The 21,897-nt window shown below is 70.2% G+C and carries 23 protein-coding genes and 1 pseudogene; 14 read left to right on the forward strand and 10 right to left on the reverse strand.

The window, feature by feature from the left end; translation table 11 throughout:
• The 3 genes from Q1V88_RS07410 to ilvC form a co-directional block, all read left to right on the forward strand.
• A partial coding sequence (locus Q1V88_RS07410; RefSeq protein WP_300679962.1) for a thiamine pyrophosphate-dependent enzyme occupies nucleotides 1-942 on the forward strand: 942 nt, incomplete at its 5' end.
• 2 nt (nucleotides 943-944) lie between these two features.
• Nucleotides 945-1,511 carry an acetolactate synthase small subunit gene (gene ilvN, locus Q1V88_RS07415; protein WP_300679966.1) on the forward strand — a complete coding sequence of 189 codons (567 nt, stop codon included), beginning with the start codon at nucleotides 945-947 and terminating at the stop codon, nucleotides 1,509-1,511.
• A 30-nt stretch (nucleotides 1,512-1,541) separates the two neighbouring features.
• Entirely contained in the window at nucleotides 1,542-2,567 is a 1,026-nt protein-coding gene (ilvC, locus tag Q1V88_RS07420) for a ketol-acid reductoisomerase (RefSeq protein WP_300679969.1), read from the forward strand.
• A gap of 92 nt (nucleotides 2,568-2,659) precedes the next feature.
• On the opposite strand, the gene Q1V88_RS07425 is transcribed toward ilvC, so the two are convergent.
• Entirely contained in the window at nucleotides 2,660-3,052 is a 393-nt protein-coding gene (locus tag Q1V88_RS07425; protein WP_300679972.1) for a PPOX class F420-dependent oxidoreductase, read from the reverse strand.
• A 166-nt stretch (nucleotides 3,053-3,218) separates the two neighbouring features.
• Between Q1V88_RS07425 and efeU the strand changes: the two genes are divergently transcribed.
• The 3 genes from efeU to efeB are packed head-to-tail and all read left to right on the forward strand — an operon-like array spanning nucleotide 3,219 to nucleotide 7,293.
• Nucleotides 3,219-4,748, forward strand: a complete 1,530-nt coding sequence (gene efeU, locus Q1V88_RS07430; protein ID WP_300679974.1) for an iron uptake transporter permease EfeU — start codon at nucleotides 3,219-3,221, stop codon at nucleotides 4,746-4,748.
• Between the two features lie 29 nt (nucleotides 4,749-4,777).
• Nucleotides 4,778-6,013, forward strand: coding sequence for an iron uptake system protein EfeO (efeO, locus tag Q1V88_RS07435; RefSeq protein WP_300679977.1), 1,236 nt, complete (start codon nucleotides 4,778-4,780; stop codon nucleotides 6,011-6,013).
• On the forward strand, nucleotides 6,013-7,293 hold the full coding sequence (efeB, locus tag Q1V88_RS07440; protein ID WP_300679980.1) for an iron uptake transporter deferrochelatase/peroxidase subunit: 1,281 nt from the start codon (nucleotides 6,013-6,015) through the stop codon (nucleotides 7,291-7,293). The genes efeO and efeB overlap by 1 nt, the downstream gene beginning before the upstream one ends.
• An 18-nt stretch (nucleotides 7,294-7,311) precedes the next feature.
• On the opposite strand, the gene Q1V88_RS07445 is transcribed toward efeB, so the two are convergent.
• Nucleotides 7,312-7,881, reverse strand: a complete 570-nt coding sequence (locus Q1V88_RS07445) for a class I SAM-dependent methyltransferase (protein WP_300679982.1) — start codon at nucleotides 7,879-7,881, stop codon at nucleotides 7,312-7,314.
• A 273-nt stretch (nucleotides 7,882-8,154) separates the two neighbouring features.
• Between Q1V88_RS07445 and Q1V88_RS07450 the strand changes: the two genes are divergently transcribed.
• From Q1V88_RS07450 to Q1V88_RS07470, 5 genes are read left to right on the forward strand one after another with little or no spacing between them, the layout of a single operon-like run.
• Nucleotides 8,155-8,301 carry a hypothetical protein gene (locus tag Q1V88_RS07450; RefSeq protein WP_300679985.1) on the forward strand — a complete coding sequence of 49 codons (147 nt, stop codon included), beginning with the start codon at nucleotides 8,155-8,157 and terminating at the stop codon, nucleotides 8,299-8,301.
• 11 nt (nucleotides 8,302-8,312) lie between these two features.
• The gene (locus tag Q1V88_RS07455) at nucleotides 8,313-9,377 is read left to right on the forward strand and encodes a 3-isopropylmalate dehydrogenase (protein ID WP_300679988.1); all 1,065 of its coding nucleotides are present in this window, start codon (nucleotides 8,313-8,315) and stop codon (nucleotides 9,375-9,377) included.
• A gap of 20 nt (nucleotides 9,378-9,397) precedes the next feature.
• Nucleotides 9,398-10,492, forward strand: coding sequence for a branched-chain amino acid aminotransferase (locus tag Q1V88_RS07460; RefSeq protein ID WP_300679992.1), 1,095 nt, complete (start codon nucleotides 9,398-9,400; stop codon nucleotides 10,490-10,492).
• A 30-nt stretch (nucleotides 10,493-10,522) separates the two neighbouring features.
• Nucleotides 10,523-12,049, forward strand: a complete 1,527-nt coding sequence (locus tag Q1V88_RS07465; RefSeq protein WP_300679995.1) for a serine/threonine-protein kinase — start codon at nucleotides 10,523-10,525, stop codon at nucleotides 12,047-12,049.
• A gap of 24 nt (nucleotides 12,050-12,073) precedes the next feature.
• Nucleotides 12,074-13,468, forward strand: coding sequence for an amidase (locus tag Q1V88_RS07470; RefSeq protein WP_300679998.1), 1,395 nt, complete (start codon nucleotides 12,074-12,076; stop codon nucleotides 13,466-13,468).
• 31 nt (nucleotides 13,469-13,499) lie between these two features.
• On the opposite strand, the pseudogene Q1V88_RS19570 reads toward Q1V88_RS07470, so the two are convergent.
• The 4 genes and pseudogenes from Q1V88_RS19570 to Q1V88_RS07490 form a co-directional block, all read right to left on the reverse strand.
• Nucleotides 13,500-14,600: pseudogene (locus Q1V88_RS19570) on the reverse strand (GGDEF domain-containing protein); the annotation flags it as partial.
• Between the two features lie 50 nt (nucleotides 14,601-14,650).
• Nucleotides 14,651-15,259, reverse strand: a complete 609-nt coding sequence (locus Q1V88_RS07480; RefSeq protein WP_300680000.1) for an energy-coupling factor transporter transmembrane protein EcfT — start codon at nucleotides 15,257-15,259, stop codon at nucleotides 14,651-14,653.
• Nucleotides 15,256-15,957 (reverse strand): ABC transporter ATP-binding protein, encoded by a 702-nt coding sequence (locus Q1V88_RS07485; RefSeq protein ID WP_300680003.1) that lies wholly within the window; start codon nucleotides 15,955-15,957, stop codon nucleotides 15,256-15,258. The genes Q1V88_RS07480 and Q1V88_RS07485 overlap by 4 nt, the downstream gene beginning before the upstream one ends.
• On the reverse strand, nucleotides 15,954-16,565 hold the full coding sequence (locus tag Q1V88_RS07490; RefSeq protein ID WP_300680005.1) for a biotin transporter BioY: 612 nt from the start codon (nucleotides 16,563-16,565) through the stop codon (nucleotides 15,954-15,956). The genes Q1V88_RS07485 and Q1V88_RS07490 overlap by 4 nt, the downstream gene beginning before the upstream one ends.
• A gap of 95 nt (nucleotides 16,566-16,660) precedes the next feature.
• Between Q1V88_RS07490 and Q1V88_RS07495 the strand changes: the two genes are divergently transcribed.
• A complete protein-coding gene (locus Q1V88_RS07495) occupies nucleotides 16,661-17,239 on the forward strand; it encodes a TetR/AcrR family transcriptional regulator C-terminal domain-containing protein (protein ID WP_300680008.1) in 579 nt (192 codons plus the stop codon).
• Nucleotides 17,240-17,317: 78 nt separating this feature from the next.
• Here the strand turns inward: Q1V88_RS07495 and Q1V88_RS07500 are convergent, their stop codons facing one another.
• The 4 genes from Q1V88_RS07500 to Q1V88_RS07515 form a co-directional block, all read right to left on the reverse strand.
• The gene (locus Q1V88_RS07500) at nucleotides 17,318-18,070 is read right to left on the reverse strand and encodes an SDR family oxidoreductase (protein ID WP_300680011.1); all 753 of its coding nucleotides are present in this window, start codon (nucleotides 18,068-18,070) and stop codon (nucleotides 17,318-17,320) included.
• A 101-nt stretch (nucleotides 18,071-18,171) separates the two neighbouring features.
• Complete coding sequence (locus tag Q1V88_RS07505; protein ID WP_300680014.1) at nucleotides 18,172-18,585, reverse strand: VOC family protein; 414 nt, start codon at nucleotides 18,583-18,585, stop codon at nucleotides 18,172-18,174.
• 77 nt (nucleotides 18,586-18,662) lie between these two features.
• A complete protein-coding gene (locus Q1V88_RS07510) occupies nucleotides 18,663-19,082 on the reverse strand; it encodes a hypothetical protein (protein ID WP_300680017.1) in 420 nt (139 codons plus the stop codon).
• Nucleotides 19,083-19,481: 399 nt separating this feature from the next.
• Nucleotides 19,482-20,258 (reverse strand): 3-methyladenine DNA glycosylase, encoded by a 777-nt coding sequence (locus Q1V88_RS07515; protein ID WP_300680019.1) that lies wholly within the window; start codon nucleotides 20,256-20,258, stop codon nucleotides 19,482-19,484.
• A 39-nt stretch (nucleotides 20,259-20,297) separates the two neighbouring features.
• On the opposite strand from Q1V88_RS07515, the gene Q1V88_RS07520 reads away from it, so the two are divergent.
• Together Q1V88_RS07520 and Q1V88_RS07525 are read left to right on the forward strand one after the other, a co-directional pair.
• Nucleotides 20,298-21,014 (forward strand): hypothetical protein, encoded by a 717-nt coding sequence (locus Q1V88_RS07520; RefSeq protein WP_300680022.1) that lies wholly within the window; start codon nucleotides 20,298-20,300, stop codon nucleotides 21,012-21,014.
• Nucleotides 21,015-21,064: 50 nt separating this feature from the next.
• A complete protein-coding gene (locus Q1V88_RS07525; protein ID WP_300680024.1) occupies nucleotides 21,065-21,889 on the forward strand; it encodes a fumarylacetoacetate hydrolase family protein in 825 nt (274 codons plus the stop codon).
• Nucleotides 21,890-21,897: the final 8 nt, after the last annotated feature.

Genomic DNA, 21,897 nt, shown 5'->3' on the forward strand with positions numbered 1-21,897 from the left:
CTGCAGAAGAGCGACCTGATCATCTCCCTGGGCGCCCGCTTCGACGACCGCGTCACCGGTGACCTGTCGACGTTCGCGCCGCACGCGCTGATCATCCACGCCGACATCGACCCGGCCGAGATCGGGAAGAACCGGCACACCGACGTCCCGATCGTGGGCGACATCAAGGAGGTCATCACCGACCTCGTCGCCGTGCTCGAGGCCGAGGACAAGCCGGGCGACTACGAGTCGTGGGTCGCCTACCTGACCGGCATCCGCAGCCGCTACCCGCTCGGCTACGACAAGCCGACGGAGGGTCTGGCACCGCAGTACGTCATCGAGCGGCTCGGCAAGATCGCCGGGCCGGATGCCCTCTACGTCGCGGGCGTGGGTCAGCACCAGATGTGGGCGGCACAGTTCGTGGGCTACGAGAACCCGCGCACCTGGCTGAACTCGGGTGGCGCCGGCACCATGGGCTACTCCGTGCCGGCCGCCATGGGCGCGAAGGTCGGTCGCCCCGACGCGACGGTGTGGGCGATCGACGGCGACGGCTGCTTCCAGATGACCAACCAGGAGCTGGCCACGTGCGCGATCGAGGGCATCCCGATCAAGGTCGCCATCATCAACAACGACAACCTCGGCATGGTCCGGCAGTGGCAGACGCTCTTCTACCAGGAGCGCTACTCCAACACGAACCTGCAGAAGCACGACAAGGCCGTGCGCATCCCCGACTTCCCGAAGCTCGCCGAGGCCTACGGCTGCGTCGGCCTCTCGTGCGACACCGAGGAGGACGTCGACGCCACGATCGAGAAGGCGATGGAGATCAACGACGTGCCCGTCGTCGTCGACTTCCGCGTCAACAAGGACGCCATGGTGTGGCCGATGATCGCGGGCGGCGCCAGCAACGACGAGATCCAGTACGCGCGCGACCTCGCGCCCAAGTTCGACGAGGATGACCTGTAGCCATGGCCCAGCCCGATATCGCCACGTCCACCGGTCGGCACACCCTGTCGGTCCTGGTGGAGGACCGTCCCGGTGTCCTGACCCGGGTCGCGGCGCTCTTCAGCCGCCGCGGCTTCAACATCGAGTCCCTCGCCGTGGGCCCGACCGAGCATGTCGGGCTGTCCCGCATGACGATCGTGGTCAACGTCAACGACACCCCGCTGGAGCAGGTGACCAAGCAGCTCAACAAGCTGATCGAGGTCATCAAGATCGTCGAGCTGGAGCCCGGACAGGCAGTCAACCGACAGCTGGTCCTGGTCAAGGTCAGCGCCACCGCGGAGACCCGCGGCCAGGTGCTCGACACGGTCCAGCTCTTCCGTGCGAAGGTCATCGACATCGCTCCTGATGCCGTCACCATCCAGATCGCCGGCAACTCCGGCAAGCTGGCTGACTTCCTTCGTGTGATCGAGCCCTTCGGCATCCGCGAGCTGGTCCAGTCCGGCGTGATCGCCATCGGTCGCGGCTCCCGTTCCATCTCCGAGCGACCGGCCCGTCCGGTCGCCGTGCCGGCCCCGCCGGCAGCATCGTGAATTTTCCAACCCACCCAAAGGAGAGCCCCCGTGGCTGAGATTTACTACGACGACGACGCCGACCTGACCCTGATCCAGGGCAAGAAGGTCGCGGTCATCGGTTACGGCAGCCAGGGTCACGCCCACAGCCTCAACCTGCGTGACTCCGGCGTCGACGTGCGCGTCGGTCTGAAGGAGGGCTCGAAGAGCCGCGCCAAGGCTGAGGACGCCGGCTTCACCGTCGGTACGCCGGCCGAGGTCGCCGAGTGGGCCGACGTCATCGTCATCCTGGCCCCCGACCAGCACCAGCGTGGCCTGTTCAACGACGAGCTCAAGCCGTTCGTCACCCCGGGCAAGACCCTGGTCTTCGGCCACGGCTTCAACATCCGCTTCGGCTACATCACGCCGCCCGAGGGCGTCGACGTGATCATGGTCGCCCCGAAGGCCCCGGGTCACACCGTCCGTCGCGAGTACGTCGCCGGCCGCGGCATCCCGGACATCATCGCGGTCGAGCAGGACGCCTCCGGTTCGGCCTGGGACCTCGCGAAGTCCTACGCCAAGGGCATCGGCGGCACCCGCGCCGGCGTCATCAAGACCACCTTCACCGAGGAGACCGAGACCGACCTGTTCGGTGAGCAGGCCGTCCTCTGCGGTGGCGTCTCGCACCTGGTCCAGGCCGGCTTCGAGACCCTGACCGAGGCTGGCTACCAGCCCGAGATCGCCTACTTCGAGGTCCTGCACGAGCTCAAGCTCATCGTCGACCTGATGTGGGAGGGCGGCATCGCCAAGCAGCGCTGGTCGGTCTCCGACACCGCTGAGTACGGCGACTACGTCTCCGGCCCGCGCGTGGTCACCCCGGCTGTCAAGGAGGCCATGCAGGGCATCCTCTCCGACATCCAGGACGGCACCTTCGCCAAGCGCTTCATCGAGGACCAGGACAACGGCGGCAAGGAGTTCCTGACCGCTCGCGAGACCGAGGCCCAGCACCCGATCGAGGCCACCGGCAAGCTGCTGCGCTCGCACTTCTCGTGGTCGCAGACGGACGCTGATTACACGGAGGGTTCCGCAGCTCGCTGATCTCCAGCGCGCAGCGGAGCGTCCGCGGCGTTGCGCACTGGAAACTGATCCACCTAGAAGCCCGGTTCCTCGGAGCCGGGCTTCTGGCATCCCTACTCGTCGAGGCGGATGAGCACCACCGCGTCGCCGTACGTCAGGCCCTTGCGCTTCATCGGGATGCTCCCCATCAGTCGGGACAGGGTGACCTGGAAGCCGTACTTCTCCCGGCCCTTGCGCTTGACCTCGTCGAAGAGCGGCCCCGAGGCGACCATCTCGGGGGTGCCGGAGAGCACCGGGGAGCCGTCCTTGACCTTGCCGCTCATCGAGCAGGCCTGGAGGGTGACGCGGGGGTTGTTCCGCAGCCGCTTGGCCTTGCCGGACCCGCTGGAGGTCCAGAACCCGACCCGGCCGTCGCTGAGCTGGTTGATCCAGACGGGGGAGGGGACGCCGTCGCCACTGCGGCGGAAGGTGACGAGAGAGACGCACTTCTCATCGGCGATCGACATGTGCTCAGCGTAGGTCCGGCGTCGACCGGGGAGAAGGGCCTCGCGACGCCGGCCGGAACCCGGGGGGCTAGTCGGTTAGGCTTGCCTAATGTAGGCTCCGCTTAGTAAGCCAATGCTTCGGAGATCGTCGTGCGCGCCGTCTCCCCGGACTGAATCGTAGATCGACGTGCTTCCCACTTTCGTGATCGGCCTCCGTGAGGGGCTCGAAGCGGTCCTCATCGTCACGATCATCGCGACGTTCCTGCGGCAGAACAACGCCAGCATGCGCGGCATGTGGTTCGGGGTCGGCGCCGGAGTCGCCCTGGCGACCGCCGTCGGCATCGCCCTCAACGCCGTCGAGCAGGCTCTCCCGCAGGACAAGCAGGAGATGATGGAGACCGTCATCGGCGGGATCGCGGTCTTCTTCGTCACCGGGATGATCCTGTGGATGCGCACCCACGCCCGCACGATGAAGCGCGAGCTCGAGTCCCAGGCCGCCGACGCGCTCGCCTCGGGCACGCTCACCGCGCTGACCGTGATGGCCTTCCTCGCCGTCCTGCGCGAGGGCTTCGAGACCTCGGTCTTCCTGGTCGCCACCTTCCAGCACGCCTCCAGCGCCCCCTCGGCGGTCTCGGGTGCGGTGCTCGGCATCGTCTCCTCGGTCATCCTGGGCTGGGCGATGTTCGTCGGTGGCGTGCGGATCAACCTGCAGAAGTTCTTCAAGATCACCGGGGTCTTCCTGGTCTTCGTCGCCGCGGGCCTGGTGATGTTCGCCTTCCGCACCGCGCACGAGGCCGGCTGGGTCAACGTCGGCCAGGGTCGCACCGTCGACCTGGCCTGGCTCGCCCCGAACGGCTCGATCCGCTCCGCGCTGCTCACCGGCGTGCTCGGCATCCCCTCGGACCCCCGCGTGATCGAGGTGCTGGCCTGGTTCGCCTACCTGCTCCCGATGCTCGCCCTGATGTTCTGGCCGGCGAAGTGGGCGCTCAGCGCCACCACCGCCCAGCGCGCCCGCCTGGGTGGTGCCGGTGCCGCCGTCGTCCTGGCCGCGATCCTCTTCGCCGCCGTCCCGATGCCGACCGTCTCGCTGCCCACCGAGGCACCCGACAGCACCGGCGCGACGGTGCAGGTCTCCGTGACCGGCACCAGTGCCGCACTGGAGCGCGCGAACCACACCTATGCCCTCGGCAACCCGACGCCGACCACCGACCACGGTGCCGACACCCGCTGGACCGCCTCGAAGGTGATGGGCACGCAGCCCACCACGCTCTCGCTCCAGGACCTGATCGACCTCAACGGCGGACGGATCCCCAGCGGCCTCGGTGCTGCAGCGGGCCCGTTCACCGCCAGCTGGACCGACCAGACCCAGCTGATCGTGCTGACCCGCAACGGCGGCCTGGTCGACGGTGAGCTCGGCGGCGCCCTCGTGCTGCGCTACAGCGGCGGGGGCCTGACCACGCCGCGGATCCTCACCGTCGAGGGCTGGCACGTCGCTCCGACGTACGCCGACACGGCCCGCGCCACCATCACCGACACCCAGAGCGCCCGCAACGCCCGCGCCCTGTGGAAGTCCTGGGTCCCCGTGGCCCTCCTCATCCTGGCCGCCGGTCTCGGCCTCCAGGCACTGCGGCGCCGCTCCCAGGCCGCCGCCTCCGGGCCGATCGAGCCCGCCGCGAGCGAGCGCTCGCACACCGGCTCCACCTCCACGCTCTCCTGAGCGACTCCACCCTCCCGAGAAGGAAACTCATGTCGTACAACGCCCTGCCGTCCGCCCTGCGCCGGATCAGCCTCGTGGCTGTCACCTCCGTGCTCTCCGTCTCCGCGCTCGCCGCGTGCGGCAGCAGCGACGGCACCAAGGCCAAGGACTCCGGCTCCAAGGGTGGCGCCGCCCAGATCTCGGTGAAGATGGTCAGCGGCACCAACGGCGACGAGTGCCAGGTCAGCGAGACCACCGCGCCCGCCGGCCCGGTCACCTTCGAGGTCACCAACGAGTCCGCCTCCGGCCTCACCGAGTTCGAGATCCTCTCGGGCGAGAAGATCATCGGCGAGAAGGAGTCGCTGGCTCCGGGGCTGCCGAAGGCCACCATCACGCTCACGATGGGTGGCGGCGACTACACCATCTACTGCCCCGGTGCGACCACCGAGAAGACCACGTTCAAGGTCACCGGCAAGGCTGCCGCCGCGCCGACCGGCACCGCCGCCGAGCTGCTCCAGCAGGGCGCCACCGAGTACGCCACCTACGTCACGACCCAGTTGGGCGGGATGGTGACCGGCGTACAGAAGCTCAAGGAGGCCGTCGACGCCGGTGACGTCGCCGCCGCTCAGAAGGCGTACGTCGAGGCCCGTCCGTTCTACGAGAAGATCGAGTCCGACGTGGCCGGCTTCGTGCTGCCGGGCTTCGACCCGACCGACAACAAGGGCAACCTCGACTACCTGGTCGACATGCGTGCCTCCAACAAGGACGACGCTGTCGGCTGGAGCGGCTTCCACGCCGTCGAGCGCGATGTCTTCGGCGCCAAGAAGATCACCGCCCAGACCAAGAAGTACGCCGCCGACCTGGTCACCAACGTGACCAAGCTGGCCGAGCTGTCGAAGTCCCTGACCTACAAGCCCGAGGACCTCGCCAACGGTGCGGCCGGTCTGCTCGAGGAGGTGCAGGCCAACAAGATCTCCGGTGAGGAGGAGGCGTTCAGCCACACCGACCTGGTCGACTTCGCCAGCAACGTCGAGGGCGCGCAGCAGGCCTTCGAGGCGCTGCGCAACGGCCTCAACGAGATCGACAAGACGCTGACCGAGACCATCGCCAAGCGGTTCTCCGACGTCACCACGCTGCTGGAGACTTACAAGGACCCGTCCGCGCTCGGCGGCTACAAGCTCTACACCCCGGAGCTGAAGAAGACCGACGCCAGCAAGCTGAGCCAGAGCGTCCAGGCGCTCCAGGACTCGCTGTCGCGTCTGGCTGAGAAGGTCGCGACGGCCTGATGACGCTGGAGGGGGAATCGGCCGAGGTCGTCGGCCAGGGCGTCTCGCGGCGCAGGCTGGTCGCGGGCACGGGTGTCGGTGTCGTCGCCGGTGCCGCGGCCGGGTTCGCGCTGGGGCACGCGACGGCGGCGGAGTCGACGCCGGCCCACGGTGGCGACGCCATCGACCTGGGTCGCAGCTACGACTTCTACACCGGTTCGCACCAGGTCGGGATCGAGACGGCGCCGCAGCGGCACACCGTCTTCATGACCTTCGACCTGGTCGACGGCACCACCACGCAGGACCTCCAGGTCCTGCTGGCACGGTGGTCGGCCGCAATCTCCCAGCTGATGGCCGGGCGCAGCGTGGGCTCGGTGGAGCCCACCCGCGCCGACGGCGTCCCCCAGGACACGGGCGAGGCCTACGACCTGGCCCCAGCGTCACTCACCGTGACGCTGGGGCTCGGCTCGGAGTTCTTCGCCGAGCGCTTCGGCCTGGCCGACAAGAAGCCGAAGCTGCTGGCCGACCTGCCGGCGCTGCCCTCGGACCAGCTCCGGCCCGAGCTCACCGGGGGAGCGCTCTCGCTCCAGGCCTGCTCCGACGACCCGCAGGTCGCCTACCACGCGATCCGTGACCTGGCCCGGATGGCGCGGGGGACGACCACCACCCGCTGGACGGTGCTCGGCTTCGGTCGCGCCTCGGCGGGCAAGGGTCAGACCACGCCGCGCAACCTGATGGGCTACAAGGACGGCACCCGCAACGTCTCCACGCCGCAGGACTACACCGACCACGTCTGGATCGGTGCCGAGGACGGCGAGGTCGACTGGATGGTCGGCGGCTCCTACCAGGTCGTGCGGAAGATCCGGATGGACATCGAGATCTGGGACTCCGCCACCGTCACGGTGCAGCACCGCACCTTCGGCCGGAACAAGGTCGAGGGCGCGCCGCTGACCGGGACGAAGGAGTTCGACACCCCGAACTTCACCGAGACCAAGGACGGCAAGAAGGTCATCGACCCGGCCTCGCACATCGCGTTGGCCTCGCACGAGAACAACAACGGCACCAAGATCCTGCGCCGGGGCTACAACTTCACCGACGGGATCAACGACCTCGGTCAGCTCGACGCGGGGCTGCTCTTCCTGAGCTACCAGAAGAACCCGGACCAGTTCGTGCAGCTGCAGAAGCGGCTGGGCAGCTCGGACCTGCTCAACGAGTACATCGCCCACATCGGCTCGGGCCTGTTCGCGGTCCCGCCGGCGCCCCAGCGCGGGCACTACATCGGCGAGTCCCTCTTCGCCTGAGGCACTGCCTCGGGGTGGTCAGCGACGCGTGGCGACGAGCACGCTCGCGTCGCTGGCCACCATCAGGTCGACGGTGGTGAAGTCGGCGTCGGTGAGCCACAGCTCGCGCAGCCAGTCCACCCGGCCGTAGGCCACCGGCGGCCAGGTCTCGCTCGGCCAGAAGTCGTCGAGTACGACGATCCCGCCCGGCTCGACCAGGTCGATCACCTTCTCCGGCGTGACCTCGTCGGGCTGACCGGAGTCGAGGAACAGCAGCGAGAACGGGCCCTTGTCGGCCAGCGTCGCCCAGTCGGCGGCCAGCACCTCGACCTGCGGGTCCCCGGCGAACATCGCCGAGGCCGCGTTGGCCAGGGTGGCGTCCACCTCGGCGGTGAGGATCCGGGTGTCCTCACGACGTACCCCCGAACGGAGCCAGGCCGTGCCGACGCCGGTGCCGGTGCCGAACTCGGCCATCGTGCCCTCGCGGGTCGCGGCCAGGGTCGCCAGCAGGCGACCTGTCTCGTTGCGGCAGAACGAGACGAAACCCGCTCTGCGGGCCACGTCGAAGGCCCTGGTGACGAGCTCGGGCAACTCCGGGGGCGCGCTCATGGCGTCATTCTTCCATGCCCTGTCCGGCAGCGGGGATCCGTGGTACCCTCGGTTCACTATGCGAGCGCACCTCACCTTTATTCAGGTAGTAGGACGCCGCGACGGGGTCCAGACTTTCTGATCTGAGAAGCCACCACCGTCGCGGCGGATGGTGTGCTCCCCATCGTCGATGCTCCTGAGGAAATGCCAGGACCGTCGGCCCCGAGCACCGGCTCGGCTTCTCGTTCCAGCACTGGTCCGTTCCCGCGGACCGGCGATCCCAGGAGAAGCGCCATGCCGATGACCACCCTGTCCCGCATCCTCGAGTGGGGCCCCGCGAGCCACGACCCGGACAACCCGTTCAGCGTCGAGAACGCCGCCGACGCCGCGCTGTCTCGATTCGAGACGGCCCCCGACGACGAGCGCCCCGACGACAACTAGAGTTGCCTCCCGTGACTACTGCTCCTGACTCCGTGAAGCTCGCCGTCATCCCTGGCGACGGCATCGGACCCGAGGTGACCACCGAGGCCCTGAAGGTCCTCACGGCAGCCGCACCGGTCCAGTTCGACCAGACCACCTACGAGCTCGGCGCGGAGCACTACCTGCGCACCGGCGAGGTGCTCCCGGACGAGGTGCTCGCGGAGCTCAAGCAGGCCGACGTGATCCTGCTCGGCGCGATCGGCGGCAAGCCCAACGACCCGAACATCCCTCCGGGGCTGCTCGAGCGCGGCCTGCTGCTGCGCACCCGCTTCGAGCTCGACCACCACGTCAACCTGCGTCCCAGCCAGCTTTACCCGGGTGCCGTCAGCCCGCTGGCCGACTCGGTGCTGGCCAAGGGCCCGATCGACTTCGTCGTCGTGCGTGAGGGCACCGAGGGTCCCTACACCGGCAACGGTGGCGCCCTGCGCGTGGGCACCCCGCACGAGATCGCCACCGAGGTCAGCGTCAACACCGCCTTCGGTGCCGAGCGCGTGATCCGGGCCGCGTTCGCCCGCGCCCAGGGCCGTCCGCGCAAGAAGCTCACCCTGGTCCACAAGACCAACGTGCTGGTCAACGCCGGCTCGCTGTGGTGGCGCCTGGTCCAGGAGGTCGCGCAGGAGTTCCCCGACGTCGCCGTGGACTACTGCCACATCGACGCCGTGATGATCTTCCTGACCACCGACCCCCAGCGCTTCGACGTGATCGTCACCGACAACCTGTTCGGCGACATCATCACCGACCTGGCCGGCGCCATCACCGGTGGCATCGGTCTGGCTGCCAGCGGCAACATCAACGCCGCCGGCACCTACCCGTCGATGTTCGAGCCGGTGCACGGCTCCGCCCCGGACATCGCCGGTCAGCAGAAGGCCGACCCGACGGCCGCGATCCTCTCGGCCTCGCTCCTGCTCGACCACCTCGGTTACTCCGACGCCGCCAAGGCCATTGACGACGCCGTTCTGGCGGACCTCGCCGCACGGGGCACGCAGCCCCGCCGTACCTCCGAGGTCGGCGACGCGATCGCCGCTCGCCTCGCCTGATCTGCGATAGGAGGGGCCTGATGGCCCTCGACATCACCACCACCCTCAACCCCACCCCGAAGTCCGACGCCGAGGTGGCCGAGATCCTGGCCGACCCCGGCTTCGGCAACTACTTCACCGACCACATGTTCGCGATGGAGTGGACGCCTGAAGCGGGGTGGCACAACGCCCGGATCGAGCCCTACGGCCCGCTCTCGATGGACCCGGCCTGCTCGGTGCTGCACTACGCCCAGGAGACGTTCGAGGGGCTCAAGGCCTACCGTCACCCCGACGGCACGGTGTGGGGCTTCCGGCCCGAGGCGAACGCGGCTCGGATGGCGCGCTCCTCGCAGCGGCTGGCGTTCCCGGTCGTGGAGACCGAGGACTTCGTCCAGGCCGTCGCCGAGCTGGTCAAGGTCGACGAGCGCTGGGTGCCGCAGGTGGGCGAGGGGGAGGAGAAGTCGCTCTACATCCGGCCCTTCATGTTCGCCTCGGAGAACTTCCTCGGCGTTCGCTCGGCGCACCACGTCACCTTCATGGTGATCGCCTCGCCGGCCGGTGCCTACTTCAAGGGCGGCGTGAAGCCGGTCAAGCTCTGGCTCTCCTCGGAGTACACCCGGTCGGGTCGCGGTGGGATGGGGGCGGCCAAGACGGGCGGCAACTACGCCTCCTCGCTGGCCGCGCAGGACCAGGCCTACGCCCAGGGCTGCGACCAGGTGATGTTCCTCGACGCCTCGGAGGGCAAGTACCTCGAGGAGCTCGGTGGGATGAACCTGTTCCTGGTCTACGGCGACGAGGGACGTCTGGTCACCCCGGAGACCTCGGGCACGATCCTCGAGGGGATCACCCGGGCCTCGCTGATCGAGCTGGCGCGGGCCCAGGGCCTGACCGTCGAGGAGCGCCAGATCGAGCTCTCGGAGTGGCGCGACGGCGTGGCCTCGGGTGCGATCACCGAGGTCTTCGCCTGCGGCACCGCCGCCGTGATCACCCCCGTCGGGGAGCTGCTGTCCGAGGACGGCTCGATCGTGACCCCGCAGCCGGGTGGCACGATCACCACCGCGCTGCGCGAGACCCTGGTCGATCTGCAGTTCGGTCGCGGTGCCGACACGCAGGGCTGGACGCGTCAGTTCGTCTGAGCGTTGTGAACTGTCGCTAGCCTCATCGGTGTGACTCGTCTTGGCCGCTACCGCGTTGAGCGGATCATCGGCGAGGGCGGCATGGGCGTGGTCCACCTGGGAGTGGCACCCGACGGCACCCAGGTAGCGATCAAGGTCCTGCGCCAGCAGATCGTCGGAGACGAGGAGGCCCGCGAGCGACTCGCTCGCGAGGTCTCCTCGCTCCAGCTCGTGCACTCGCGCTGGGTCGCCGAGATCCTCGACGCCGACCCGTGGGGGCCGACGCCGTACGTCGTCACCCGCTACGTCCCGGGGCGGTCGCTGTACCAGACCGTGGCCGAGGACGGTCCGATCCGGGGCGACGACCTGGTCTGGCTGGCCCGGGGGCTCCTGGAGGGGATCGGGTCGGTGCACGACGCCGGGGTGCTGCACCGTGACGTCAAGCCCTCCAACGTGCTGATGGAGGGCCGCACGCCGGTGCTGATCGACTTCGGCCTGGCCCGGGTCGCCGACGACCCGCGACTGACCCAGACCGGCTGGCTGCTCGGCACCCCGGGCTACCTGGCCCCCGAGGTGCTCTACGGCGACGACCCCACCGAGGCCGTCGACGTGCACGCCTGGGCCGGCACGATCGTGTACGCCGCCACGGGCCGACCGCCGTTCGGCAAGGGCCCCGCGATGGCGATCATGGATCGCACCCGCCGCGGCGAGCACGACCTGCGCGGCATCGAGGAGCCGATGCGCTCGGTGCTGGAGTGGGCGCTCGCCCCCGAGCCCGAGGATCGGCCCACCCTCGCTCAGCTGCAGGAGCGGCTGCGCCACCACAGCACCGATCCGACGGTCGTCCACCGCCGGATGGGTCGTGACCTGGTCCCGGCCCCCGCGCCGACGGCGGTGCTCCCGGAGTGGGAGCCGTCGGTCGAGGACGCCGACGAGCACGAGGGGTTCACGGCCCTGGAGCCGTACCCGCTCGTCGAGCCGGCGCCTGCCCCGGCACCGCTCGCGCCCCGGCTCGGGATCGGCGAGCGTAGCCGCCGGGCGGTGCTGTGGGTGCTGGTGATGGCCTCGTGTGCGATGGCGCTGGCGGCGTACCCCTGGGTAGGCAGCGTCGTGGTGCTGGTCGTGGTCTGGGTGGTGCGCAGCAGCTCGCTGGCCGCGACCCGGGTCGAGCAGCGCCGCGCCGAACGCGGAGCACGCTGGCACGACCGGCCGCGGCTGGTGCTGGGTGCGCCGGTCGACCTGGTCCGGGCGCTGCCCAGCACGGTCGTGCTCGGGTTGTGGGCCTGCGGCATGGTGGTCGCCACCGTGCTGCTCTGCTACGCGGTCGCCTCCCCGGTGACGCTGGCCCTGCTCTGTGCCGGCGCCGTCTGCGTGCTGGCCCTCCTGCTCGGCTCCGGCGGCGCCCAGGTGCGTTCGCCGCTGAGCCGCGTGATCGTCCCGCTCGCCAGCCAGCCTCGACGTTGGCTGATCTCGGTGCTGATCCTGGTCGCCGTCACCGGTGTCGGTGCGGGTTTCGCCGCACGCGGCGCCGACTGGACGCCGTTCAGCCAGGCGCCGTTCTCCGGCCTGGAGCCCTGACCCCCGACCCTGAGAGGTGCCCTGATGGAGATCCACGACCTGAGTGCGGTGGAGCAGGCGGCGCTGGTACGTCGCGGCGAGGTCAGCCCACGCGAGCTGGCCGCCCACTACCTGGACCGGATCGACAGGCTCGACGACGTCGGCGCGTTCGTGACGGTGACCGCCGAGCGCAGCCTGGCCGCGGCCGAGGCGCTCGGACCGGTCCCGGCTGTGGCCGGGCCGCTGTGGGGCGTGCCGACCGCGATCAAGGACCTCAACGCCACCGCCGGGGTGCGCACCACCTTCGGGTCGGCCGCGTTCGCCGACTACGTGCCCGAGGTCTCCGACAACGTCACGCTCTCGATCGAGGCCGCCGGGATGGTGAGCCTGGGCAAGACCAACACCCCCGAGTTCGGCTCGCCCTGCTACACCGAGCCCGACGTCGCCCCGCCGGCCGTCACCCCGTGGGACCGCACTCGCAGCGCTGGCGGCTCCAGCGGGGGAGCCGGTGCGGCGGTCGCGGCCGGGCTGGTGCCGCTCGCGCAGGGCTCCGACGGCGGCGGCTCGATCCGTATCCCCGCCTCGGTCTGCGGCCTGGTCGGGCTCAAGCCGTCGCGTGGTGTGATCAGCGGCGCTCCGATGTACGGCGACCCGATCGGTCTGGCCACCGCCGGCTCCCTGGCCCGGAGCGTGGGTGACGCCGCGGCGCTGCTCGACGTGCTGGCCGGACGCCGGGTGGGGGACCCGTACTGGACCCAGGGACCCGACTCCTACCTGGCGGCCGCCGGTGAGCGGCCCGGCCGGCTCCGGGTGGCGCGGTTCGTCGAGCCCGTGATCGCCGACGTCGTCCCCGACCCCGAGGTGGTGAGCGCCTGGGAGCAGGCCTCGACCCTGCTGGAGTCGTTGGGCCATGAGGTGATCGACGTACCGGTGCCGCTGCCGCACGAGGCGGTGGGGACCTTCGAGGTGTGCTGGGCGGTGCTGACCGCGCTGTCGGTGGTGCCGCCCGAGCGCGAGCACCTGGTCCGGCCGCTGACCCGGTGGCTGAGCGAACGCGGGCGGGCGATCAGCGCCCCCGACTTCGGGCTGGCGATCGGTCAGCTGCGGCGCTACGCGGCGCAGGCGCTGGCGGCGCTGGAGCCCTACGACCTGGTGCTGACCCCGACTCTGGCCCAGCTGCCGGCCCCGCTCGGGGCACTGCGCGACGACGCCGACCCGGCACGGGACTTCGCCCTGCAGAAGGAGTTCACGCCCTGGACGAGTGCCTGGAACGTGACCGGGATGCCGTCGATCAGCCTGCCGCTCCACTGGAGTCCGACGGACCTGCCGGTCGGGGTGATGCTGGCGGCGGCACCGGGACGCGACGCGGTGCTGGTGTCGGCTGCTGCTCAGATCGAGGAAGCGGTGGGCGGATTCCACCGTCGCCCTCCGGGGTGGTGACCCGCGGGCTGGGGGCGTAGATCACGCTGCGTCCCCGGCCCTCGTCCTTGGCCTGGTACAGCGCCGCGTCGGCATGCGCGATCGCGGCGTCCAGGCCGATCCCGGGCCCGACCGCGGCGATCCCGAAGCTCGCCGAGACCTCCGCGCCCGGCACCGGGTTGTGCGCGCGCAGCTCGCGGTTGATCGTCTCGACAGCGACCTGGGCGGCGTGCACGTTGGCCCCGGGCATCAGGATGAGGAACTCCTCACCGCCGAAGCGGGCGTGCAGGTCGGTGGAGCGGGTGGCCTCCCGGACGGCGTCGGCGAACCGGCTCAGGACGTCGTCGCCGCAGGTGTGGCCGTAGGTGTCGTTGATCTGCTTGAAATGGTCGAGGTCGGCCACCACGACGGCGGCCTGCTGGACGCGGCGCAGTTCGCGGGCGGCGAGCTGGAAGAACGCTCCGCGGTGCAGGAGGCCGGTGAGGTCGTCGTACGCCGCCGATCGCCGCAGGTCGAAGACCAGCTGCTCATGGCTGAGCGCCCCCATCGTGTGCGAGGCGGCCAGCACCATCACGATCATCAGCAGGGTGTTGGGCACCCCGCCGAAGACGGTGGTGAAGAGGTCGGACTCGGGGCCGAGGGCGACGTAGACGCAGGTCCGGGCCAGGTAGAACAGGGTGACGATCGTGGAGACCGAGGCCAGGGTCGTCGTGATCGGGGACAGGCCCAGGCCCTGCATGCGGGTGGCGCGACGGCTCAGCCACAGGTCGAAGCTGGCCAGCGCGAAGTTCATCGTCATCGCCATGAGGTACAGCGCCCCGCCCGGCCAGATCGTCTGGTCGGGGTGGTCCAGGGCGGCGACGACGCCGATCAGCAGGGGCAGCGGGAGCAGGACGAACCAGCGTGGTCTGACCCCGCGGTTCGAGCGGGCGCCCATCCAGACCGCGACGGCGCCGGTGACCGAGGTGACGTTGCCGAGCGGGTTCGCCACCGCCTGCCACGGGGTGCCGTTGGCCAGCCAGAGCAGGGAGGCGACCAGGAACAGGCCCAGGGCCAGGCACCACCAGCCCGAGACCGGGGCGCGGGTGGCGCGATAGGTGGAGCCGAAGAGGATCAGCATGGTCACGCCGATCAACGCGAACACGACGCGCATGGTGGCAATGTCGAGCAACGCTGGTCTCCTTCCCCGGTGGCGGCCCCAGGTTACTGGTCGTCACCGATCCCGCGGGCCTGAAGGGCGGCACCGGTTTCGTGAGCCCGGGCCACGATCCGGATCACGAAGGGCGTGAGCCAGGCGCGGGGGGTGCGCAGGCCACGGGCCCGGGCGGCGTCGCGGGTCTCGGTGGCGAGCTGCAGCGCCGAGGGCAGCGACTGGATCGCCAGGCCGATGGTGAGCGCCACCCGGTCCGGATCGACGCCGACGCGACGCAGCGGAGAGATCCACCGCACGATCGCGTCGATCATCGCTGTCGAGGCCGTCGTGGTCGACAGGGACAGGGCCAGCAGGCCGAGCGAGACCAGGTCGAGCAGGGTCTCCACGGCCCGCTCGGCCGACGTCCACCACCACTGCAGCAGGGCGGCGACGACCGCCACGATCAGCACCATCCGCAGCGAGCGCCAGGTCGAGGCCAGGTCGAGCCGGGCGATCAGGGCCAGCACGATCGCGACACCGAAGCCGATCAGGGCCGAGGGGAGGCCGTGCAGGGCCACGATCAGCACCGAGAGCACGATCAGCCCGCCGAGCTTGAGGCCGACCGGGAGCCGGTGCAGCAGGGTCCGTCCGGGGCGGTAGACGCCCAGCGGCATGCTCATCGGCCGACCGCGCCCACGTAGGCCTCGATCGCGGCCGGGGCCGGACCGTCGAAGACCACCCGGGCCCCCTCGACGACCAGCGCCCTGTCGCAGCGGGCGGCCAGGTCGAGGTCGTGGGTGACCAGGATCAGCTGCTGGTCCAGTCCCATCAGGGTGTCCCCGACGATGCGGCTGTTGCGCAGGTCGAGCAGGGTGGTCGGCTCGTCGGCGACGACGATCGCGGGGTCGGTCGCCAGGACGCCGGCCAGGGCGAGCATCTGGCGCTGCCCGCCCGAGAGGGTGTGGACGCTCTGGTCGGCGCGTTCGCGCAGGCCGTACCGCTCCAGGACGTCCAGTGCCGCCGTACGCCGCTCACGCTTGTCCTTGTGGGTGCGGCGCAGGGACAGCTCGACGTCCTCGACGCAGGTGGGCATCACCATCTGCGCCGACGGGTCGGTGAAGCAGAAGCCGACCTGGCGGCGGACCTTGGCACCGTTGCGGGCGACGTCGAGTCCGTTGACGGTGACGGTCCCCGAGGTCGGGGTGATCAGACCGTTGATGAGGCGCGCCAGGGTCGACTTCCCCGAGCCGTTGCTCCCGATGATCGCGACCCGACGCTCGCCCAGGGCGAGGGTGGTGGGGGCCAGCAACTCCCGTTCGGAGCGGATCTCGGGATCGGCGTCGGGGACGGCGACCCTGGCGGCGTGGAACTCGATCAACGGCGCAGCAGCTGCGGGAACGCGCGGTGGACCTCGGCGGCGACCAGGGCGACGACGGCGCTCTTGACGATGTCGCCGAGCCAGTAGGCGCCGTCGATGGAGAACGACTTGTGCCAGCCCAGGCCGAGCACGGTCTGGAGGCCGACGACGCCACCGAGGTGGTTGATCACGGTGGCGACCAGGCAGGCCAGGAAGATCCACAGCGCCTGGGTGCGGCGGCGACCGATCACGTACTTCACCAGGGCGCCGACGGCCAGCGCGGCGATCGGGAACGTGTAGAGGTACCCGGCCGTGGGGCCGGTGAAGACCGCGGCACCCGAGGAGTGCTCGGCGAAGACCGGCAGCCCGACCAGGCCGAGGAGGAGGTAGAGGCCGGTGGCGACGAAGCCGCGGACCGGGCCGAGCACGGCGCCGGTGAGGAGGATCGCCGCGGTCTGCAGCGTCAGCGGGACGCCGGCGCCGCCGACGGGGATGGCGGCCGTGTACGACGCCACCGCGATCAGTGCGGCGAAGGCGGCGATCAGCGCCAGGTCGGTGGTGGAGAAGCGCGCCGGGGTGGGACGCACGGTGGCGGTGGCAGCGCCGGGGGCGGGGTCGGTCATCGTCATGGGGGACTCTCTGCGGGGGTGAAAACTGAACGGTGGTCAGGTGAACGGCGTTCAGGTTATGCTTGACTCGTCAGTAGGTCAATGGGGGAGTGCGCATGCGATATCGCCGCGACGATGTCGTCGAACGGGCCTTGGGCCTGCTCGACGTGGTCGGGCTGCCGGAGTTGACGATGCGTCGCCTGGGCGCCGACCTGGGCGTGCAGCCCTCGGCGCTCTACCACCACGTCGCCAACAAGCAGACGCTGCTGGCGCTGATGGCCGACGAGCTGCTGTCGCGGGCCACGTGGCCCACCGGCGGTCCCTGGCCCGATCAGGTCGCCGGGGTGTGCGAGGCGCTGCGCGAGACGCTGCTGGGCTGGCGCGACGGGGCCGAGCTGGTCGCCACGGTCTGGTCCTTCGGCCTCGGCGGTGCCGAGCCGTACCGGCGCCTGGTGGCGGCGTTGGAGGCCGGTGGGGTCGATGGTTCTGGCGCGGCCGGTGGTGCCGGTGCGCTGGCGCCGACGGCGGCGCGCACCCTGCTGCACTACGTCTACGGGCACGCGGTCGACGAGCAGACCCACCGTCAGGCCGCCGATGCGGGAGCGATCGAGTCGGAGGCCCGCTCGGACGACTTCGGCACCGGACTGGCGATGGTGATCGCCGGCATCCAGGTCGTCCACGGCGCTCGGGTCTAGGCGTTCCTGACGAGACCGACCTTTCTGGCCCTTCGGATGGGTCGGAAGGGCCAGAAGTGTCGGTCTCGACGCGAGCCCCTAGGCGCCGCCGGCGACGCGCAGCGTGGTGCCGGAGATGAAGCCGGCGGCCTCGGAGAGCGCGAAGGCGACGACGTCGGCGACCTCGTCGGGACGACCGACGCGGCCCATCGGGTGGCGTTCGCCCAGGCGCGCCACCCGGCCGGGATCGCCCGCCGCAGCGTGCAGAGCGGTGTCGATGATGCCCGGAGCGACGCCGACGACCCGGATTCCGCGGGTGGCGACCTCGAGTGCGAGGCCCTTGGTCAGCGCGTCGACCCCGGCCTTCGCTGCGGCGTAGTGCACGTACTCGCCAGGGGAGCCCGTCGTGGCCGCCCCGGAGGAGATGTTGACCAGGACGCCACCGTCGGGCAGCACCTGGGCCGCGCGACGGGCGACCAGGATCGCAGCGGTGAGGTTGAGCTCCACCACCCGGCGGATGAGGTCGACCGGGGTGTCGACCAGCGTGCCGATGTGGAGCGTGGCGCCGGCGTTGTTGACGACTCCGTGGAGGCCTGCGTCGCTCTCGTGGCCGCGGGTGGCGTCCTCGGCTGCGGCGAAGAGCTCGTCGACACCGTGCTCGGAGGTCAGATCGGCCCGCACGACGGTGCAGCGCACTCCGGTCCGAGCGATCTCCTCGCGCGTCGCCGCGGCCGCCTGGTCGTCGTCGGCGTACCCGAGAACGAGGTCGTAGCCCTCACGAGCCAGCCGCTCGGCGCAGGCCCGGCCGATTCCGCGAGTGCCACCGGTGATCACCACTGTGCGACGCGCCATGCTGTGACCCTAGTGGCTCGTGTCAGAAGTCATTGGTCGGTTCGCACTCGGGGCACGCACCCCGAGCACGCCCACCATCCCCAAACCTCTGACACGAGCCACTAGTGCGGGAGCACCGACTCGCCCAGCGGGCTCGGGTTCATCGCGATCTCCCAGCGGAAGCCGTCAGGGTCGGCGAAGTAGCCCGTGTAGCCGCCCCACGCCCGCTCCTGTCCGGGGCTCGTCGCCGCCCCGAGCGAGGCCGCCAGCGCGAGGATCTGGTCCACCTCGGCCGCAGTGGCGACGTTGTGTGCGATCGTGATCGGCGGTACGCCGTCACCGGCCGGAGCCCCCACCTCGGCCTCGAACGCGCGCCGGTCCCACAGGGACAGGATCAGCCGCTCCCCGGCCCGGATCATGATGACCTCGTCGCCGTCCTCGAACTCCGGCACCCAGCCGAGCCCGTCGACGTAGAAGGCCCGCGTCGCCGCGAGGTCACGCACCGCCAGGGTGAGGAAGCTGATTCGCTGGTCCATGCTCGCGAGTCTGGCACGGCGCCGCCCACGCGGCGAGGGCCGGTGCCGGGGCCCGGAAGGGACCCCGGCACGTCGGGTCAGCCGATGTTGATGGCGTTGGCGGCGAACGGGAAGCCGCCGACGGTGGCGACCTGGAACGTGGCGGTGAAGTCGAGGGGCGCACCAGCCACGGCATGGGAGCCGCAACCCGTAGAGGCGGTGATGTACCCGTCGCCGTCGAACCCGACGTGGTTGATCGCGAGAACGCCGGTCGCCTCGTTGTAGGTGGCGGCAGCCGCCCCGATGATGCTCATGCTGCAGAGCGATCCGGTGAGTTTCATCGACAGGTCGTTGACGTGTCCGGTGATGACGTCGCTGCCTGTCGTGGCTCCGCTCTCCGCCTCGAACTTCCAGGTTCCGACCTGGGTCAGGGTGGTGGCGCCGAGCCAGCCGGAGCACGTGCCGAAGGCAACGGATCCCAACGTGGCGGCGGGGTCGACGCTGCTGCCGGACGTCACATAGTTGCTCGACCCGGTCAGGCTGCTTGAACTGCAACTCTCCGTGTACGTCGACGTCGGACTGTAGGCAGTGAGTGTGGTCGCGGACCCGGACGTGGCGGTGATGACGTGGGTGCTCACGCCGCCTCACACCGTGACGGTGTACGGAGTGCCGGCGAACGCGGCAGCAGCGACGACGGCGGAAGCGGCAGCGGCAGCACCGCTGATCAGGAGGGTCGACTTCTTCGTGGGCATGGGGGGGAGTCCTGTTCTGGAGGTCGAGTGCCCGCACCGGACGATGCGAGCACGTGAGTCGACGGGAGATCCAGCGGTCACGACGGCTCGCAACTCATGACGGCACGGTGTCGCGGGCCGCAACAGGGCCGAAAGGCACGGTGTGCAGAAAAAGCGCCCTGGCTTCTACGTGGCGAGCAGGCGCTCGCACTCGGCGATCAGCGCCGCCCGGATCGGACGGGCCCGCTCGGCGAAGAGCCGCTGCGTGGCGGCGTACTCCGCCTTGCCCTCGGCGGTCTCGACTCGGACCGGTGTCCAGATCTCTCCGGTCGGGTCGAGGACGGTCCCCGTCATGTCGTACGGCGCCGCGCGCATGTCCAGGATCCTGACGTCCCAGGCCAGCTCGAAGGCGTCGGCGATCAGGTCCGAGCAGATCAGGCCGGCCATCCGGAAGGCGTGCTTGTAGAGGTCCATCGTGCCGTGCAGACAGGCCGGCTGCTCGAACGCCGGTCGGTTGGCGGCGGTCGGGGTCAGGGTGTTGAGGCCGATCGCCGGGGGAGTGAAGAAGCGGAACGCGTCGAAGTGGGAGCACTGGATCCGGTGGGACTCCACCACGGTGTCGGTGGCCTCGGCGCCGAGTCGTAGTGCGACCGGGTGACGGGTGCCGACCTCGGCCGAGCGGTAGACCATCGCCCACTCGTGCATCCCGAAGCAGCCGAAGTTCCCCTCCCGGGCGGCGGTCGCCGTCAGCAGCCGGTGCAGGCCCGCGACCAGGTCCCGCTTCGCCTCGGGCAGCACCTCGGCCCCGGGCGTCCAGCGCAGCAGCTGGGCGGGCCTGAACGAGTAGTACTCGAACAGGAAGTCGTGCACCGGGTGCTTGATCCGCGCGGAACGTCGGGCCAGGTGCGGGTCGACGTACGGAGCCAGCCGGGCCCGGTGGGCCGCAGCACGCTCTTCAGCCACGCCCACACCACTCACGCCGATAACCCTAGGGTGGGGAGGGTGAGCAGCCGAATGGTCGATGACGTCGAGGTCTACCGCGTGGCGCGCGGCATCGTGCGGGGCGAGGGTCGGATCGACCCGCTCTTCGACGACTTCGTCCGCGGCTTCGCCGACGCCTTCGGCGTCGCTCCGCTGGCCCTCCTGAGTGACCACGTCGATGCCGGTCACGGCCAGGTGGACCCACGGTTGTGGGTGGTGATCGAGCGGGCGGACGACGTACGGCAGTTCGTTCGCGACGAGCCGATCGAGAAGGTGATCGAGCGTCACCGGATGCTCACCGACCTGTTCGCCCTGACGGTTCCCACCGATGACCTGGCGTCGCGGTTCGGTCTGCCGAAGCGCCAGACCTGGGCGAGCAGTGCCTCGCGGCTCTTCGTGGTGGTCCGCGACTTCGAGAGTGCAGCGATCGAGGCCGCCCATCGTCAGGTCAGCGCCGGAGCCGTCGACGCGTTCGCTGCCGGGCTCGGGCTGGGCGAGCAGTTCAGCTGCACCCGGCGGTGGGAGCCGTGGCCGCCGGTGGTCTTCGTGCACACCGACGCCCAGGCCCAGGCTCTGCGCGAGGCGGGCGAGCCGCAGCGGTGGTCGCAGCGCTACGCCGACCTGGTCCGCGGGTTCGACGAGTTCGGCTACGTCAGGCCCGAGGACGTCACGATCAAGGTCGACAGCGAGGAGACCTTCCAGCGCGACTACCAGGGCAGCTCGTACTACTACTTCTGAGTGCCACTTCTGATCCGTCGTCGCCGGGAGCGTGACGATAGGCTGGGCGGGTGCGCATCGCGAGATTCACCCATGCCGGAGCAGACCCTCAGTACGGAGTGATCACGGGGGAGCTCGACCAGTTCGGGCAGCCCGAGGACGATGCGGCAGTCGTGGTGCTGGCCGGAGATCCGCTGTACGTCGGCATCGTGCCGACCGAGCAGACCATCCCGTTCTCCGAGATCAAGCTGCTCGCCCCGGTGATCCCGCGCTCCAAGGTCGTCGCGATCGGCAAGAACTACGCCGACCACGTCGCGGAGATGAAGGACGTCACCGGCGGTGACGTGCCGACCGAGCCGATGTTCTTCCTCAAGCCGAACACCTCGGTGATCGGGCCCGGCGACGCGATCGTCTACCCGCGCCAGAGCGAGCGGGTCGACTTCGAGGGCGAGCTCGCCATCGTGATCGGTCGGATCTGCAAGGACGTCCCGGCGGAGAAGGCCGCCGACGTGATCTTCGGCTTTACCCTGGCCAACGACGTCAGCGCCCGTGACCTCCAGGTCACCGACAAGCAGTGGAGCCGGGCCAAGGGGTTCGACACCTTCTGCCCGCTCGGTCCGTGGATCGACACCGAGCTCGGCCTGGCCACGATCAAGTCCGGCATCGATCTCAAGACCTACCTCGAGGGCGACCTCGCCCAGGACGGCGTCACCTCGGACCTGATCTTCGACATCCCGCGGATCATCGAGCACGTCAGTGCCGCGATGTCCCTCCTGCCCGGCGACGTGATCCTGACCGGGACGCCCGCCGGAGTCGGACCCATGCAGCCGGGCGAGGAGGTCGAGGTCACCTCGTCCTTCCTCGGTTCCCTGGCCAATCCCGTTATCAAGAAGTGAAGTAAGGA

Origin of the sequence: Nocardioides sp. (assembly GCF_030150155.1) — a bacterium.
Classification (GTDB): Bacteria; Actinomycetota; Actinomycetes; order Propionibacteriales; family Nocardioidaceae; genus Nocardioides.

Bases quoted from the DNA above. Each gene is read 5' to 3' on its own strand.
- Q1V88_RS07495 (WP_300680008.1), top strand. From the start codon at position 16,661: ATGCGATATCGCCGCGACGATGTCGTCGAACGGGCCTTGGGCCTGCTC.
- Q1V88_RS07480 (WP_300680000.1), bottom strand. From the start codon at position 15,259: ATGAGCATGCCGCTGGGCGTCTACCGCCCCGGACGGACCCTGCTGCAC.
- Q1V88_RS07490 (WP_300680005.1), bottom strand. From the start codon at position 16,565: ATGACGATGACCGACCCCGCCCCCGGCGCTGCCACCGCCACCGTGCGT.
- Q1V88_RS07470 (WP_300679998.1), top strand. From the start codon at position 12,074: ATGGAGATCCACGACCTGAGTGCGGTGGAGCAGGCGGCGCTGGTACGT.
- Q1V88_RS07425 (WP_300679972.1), bottom strand. From the start codon at position 3,052: ATGTCGATCGCCGATGAGAAGTGCGTCTCTCTCGTCACCTTCCGCCGC.
- Q1V88_RS07445 (WP_300679982.1), bottom strand. From the start codon at position 7,881: ATGAGCGCGCCCCCGGAGTTGCCCGAGCTCGTCACCAGGGCCTTCGAC.
- Q1V88_RS07460 (WP_300679992.1), top strand. From the start codon at position 9,398: ATGGCCCTCGACATCACCACCACCCTCAACCCCACCCCGAAGTCCGAC.
- ilvN (WP_300679966.1), top strand. From the start codon at position 945: ATGGCCCAGCCCGATATCGCCACGTCCACCGGTCGGCACACCCTGTCG.
- Q1V88_RS07500 (WP_300680011.1), bottom strand. From the start codon at position 18,070: ATGGCGCGTCGCACAGTGGTGATCACCGGTGGCACTCGCGGAATCGGC.
- efeB (WP_300679980.1), top strand. From the start codon at position 6,013: ATGACGCTGGAGGGGGAATCGGCCGAGGTCGTCGGCCAGGGCGTCTCG.
- Q1V88_RS07450 (WP_300679985.1), top strand. From the start codon at position 8,155: ATGCCGATGACCACCCTGTCCCGCATCCTCGAGTGGGGCCCCGCGAGC.
- efeO (WP_300679977.1), top strand. From the start codon at position 4,778: ATGTCGTACAACGCCCTGCCGTCCGCCCTGCGCCGGATCAGCCTCGTG.
- Q1V88_RS07505 (WP_300680014.1), bottom strand. From the start codon at position 18,585: ATGGACCAGCGAATCAGCTTCCTCACCCTGGCGGTGCGTGACCTCGCG.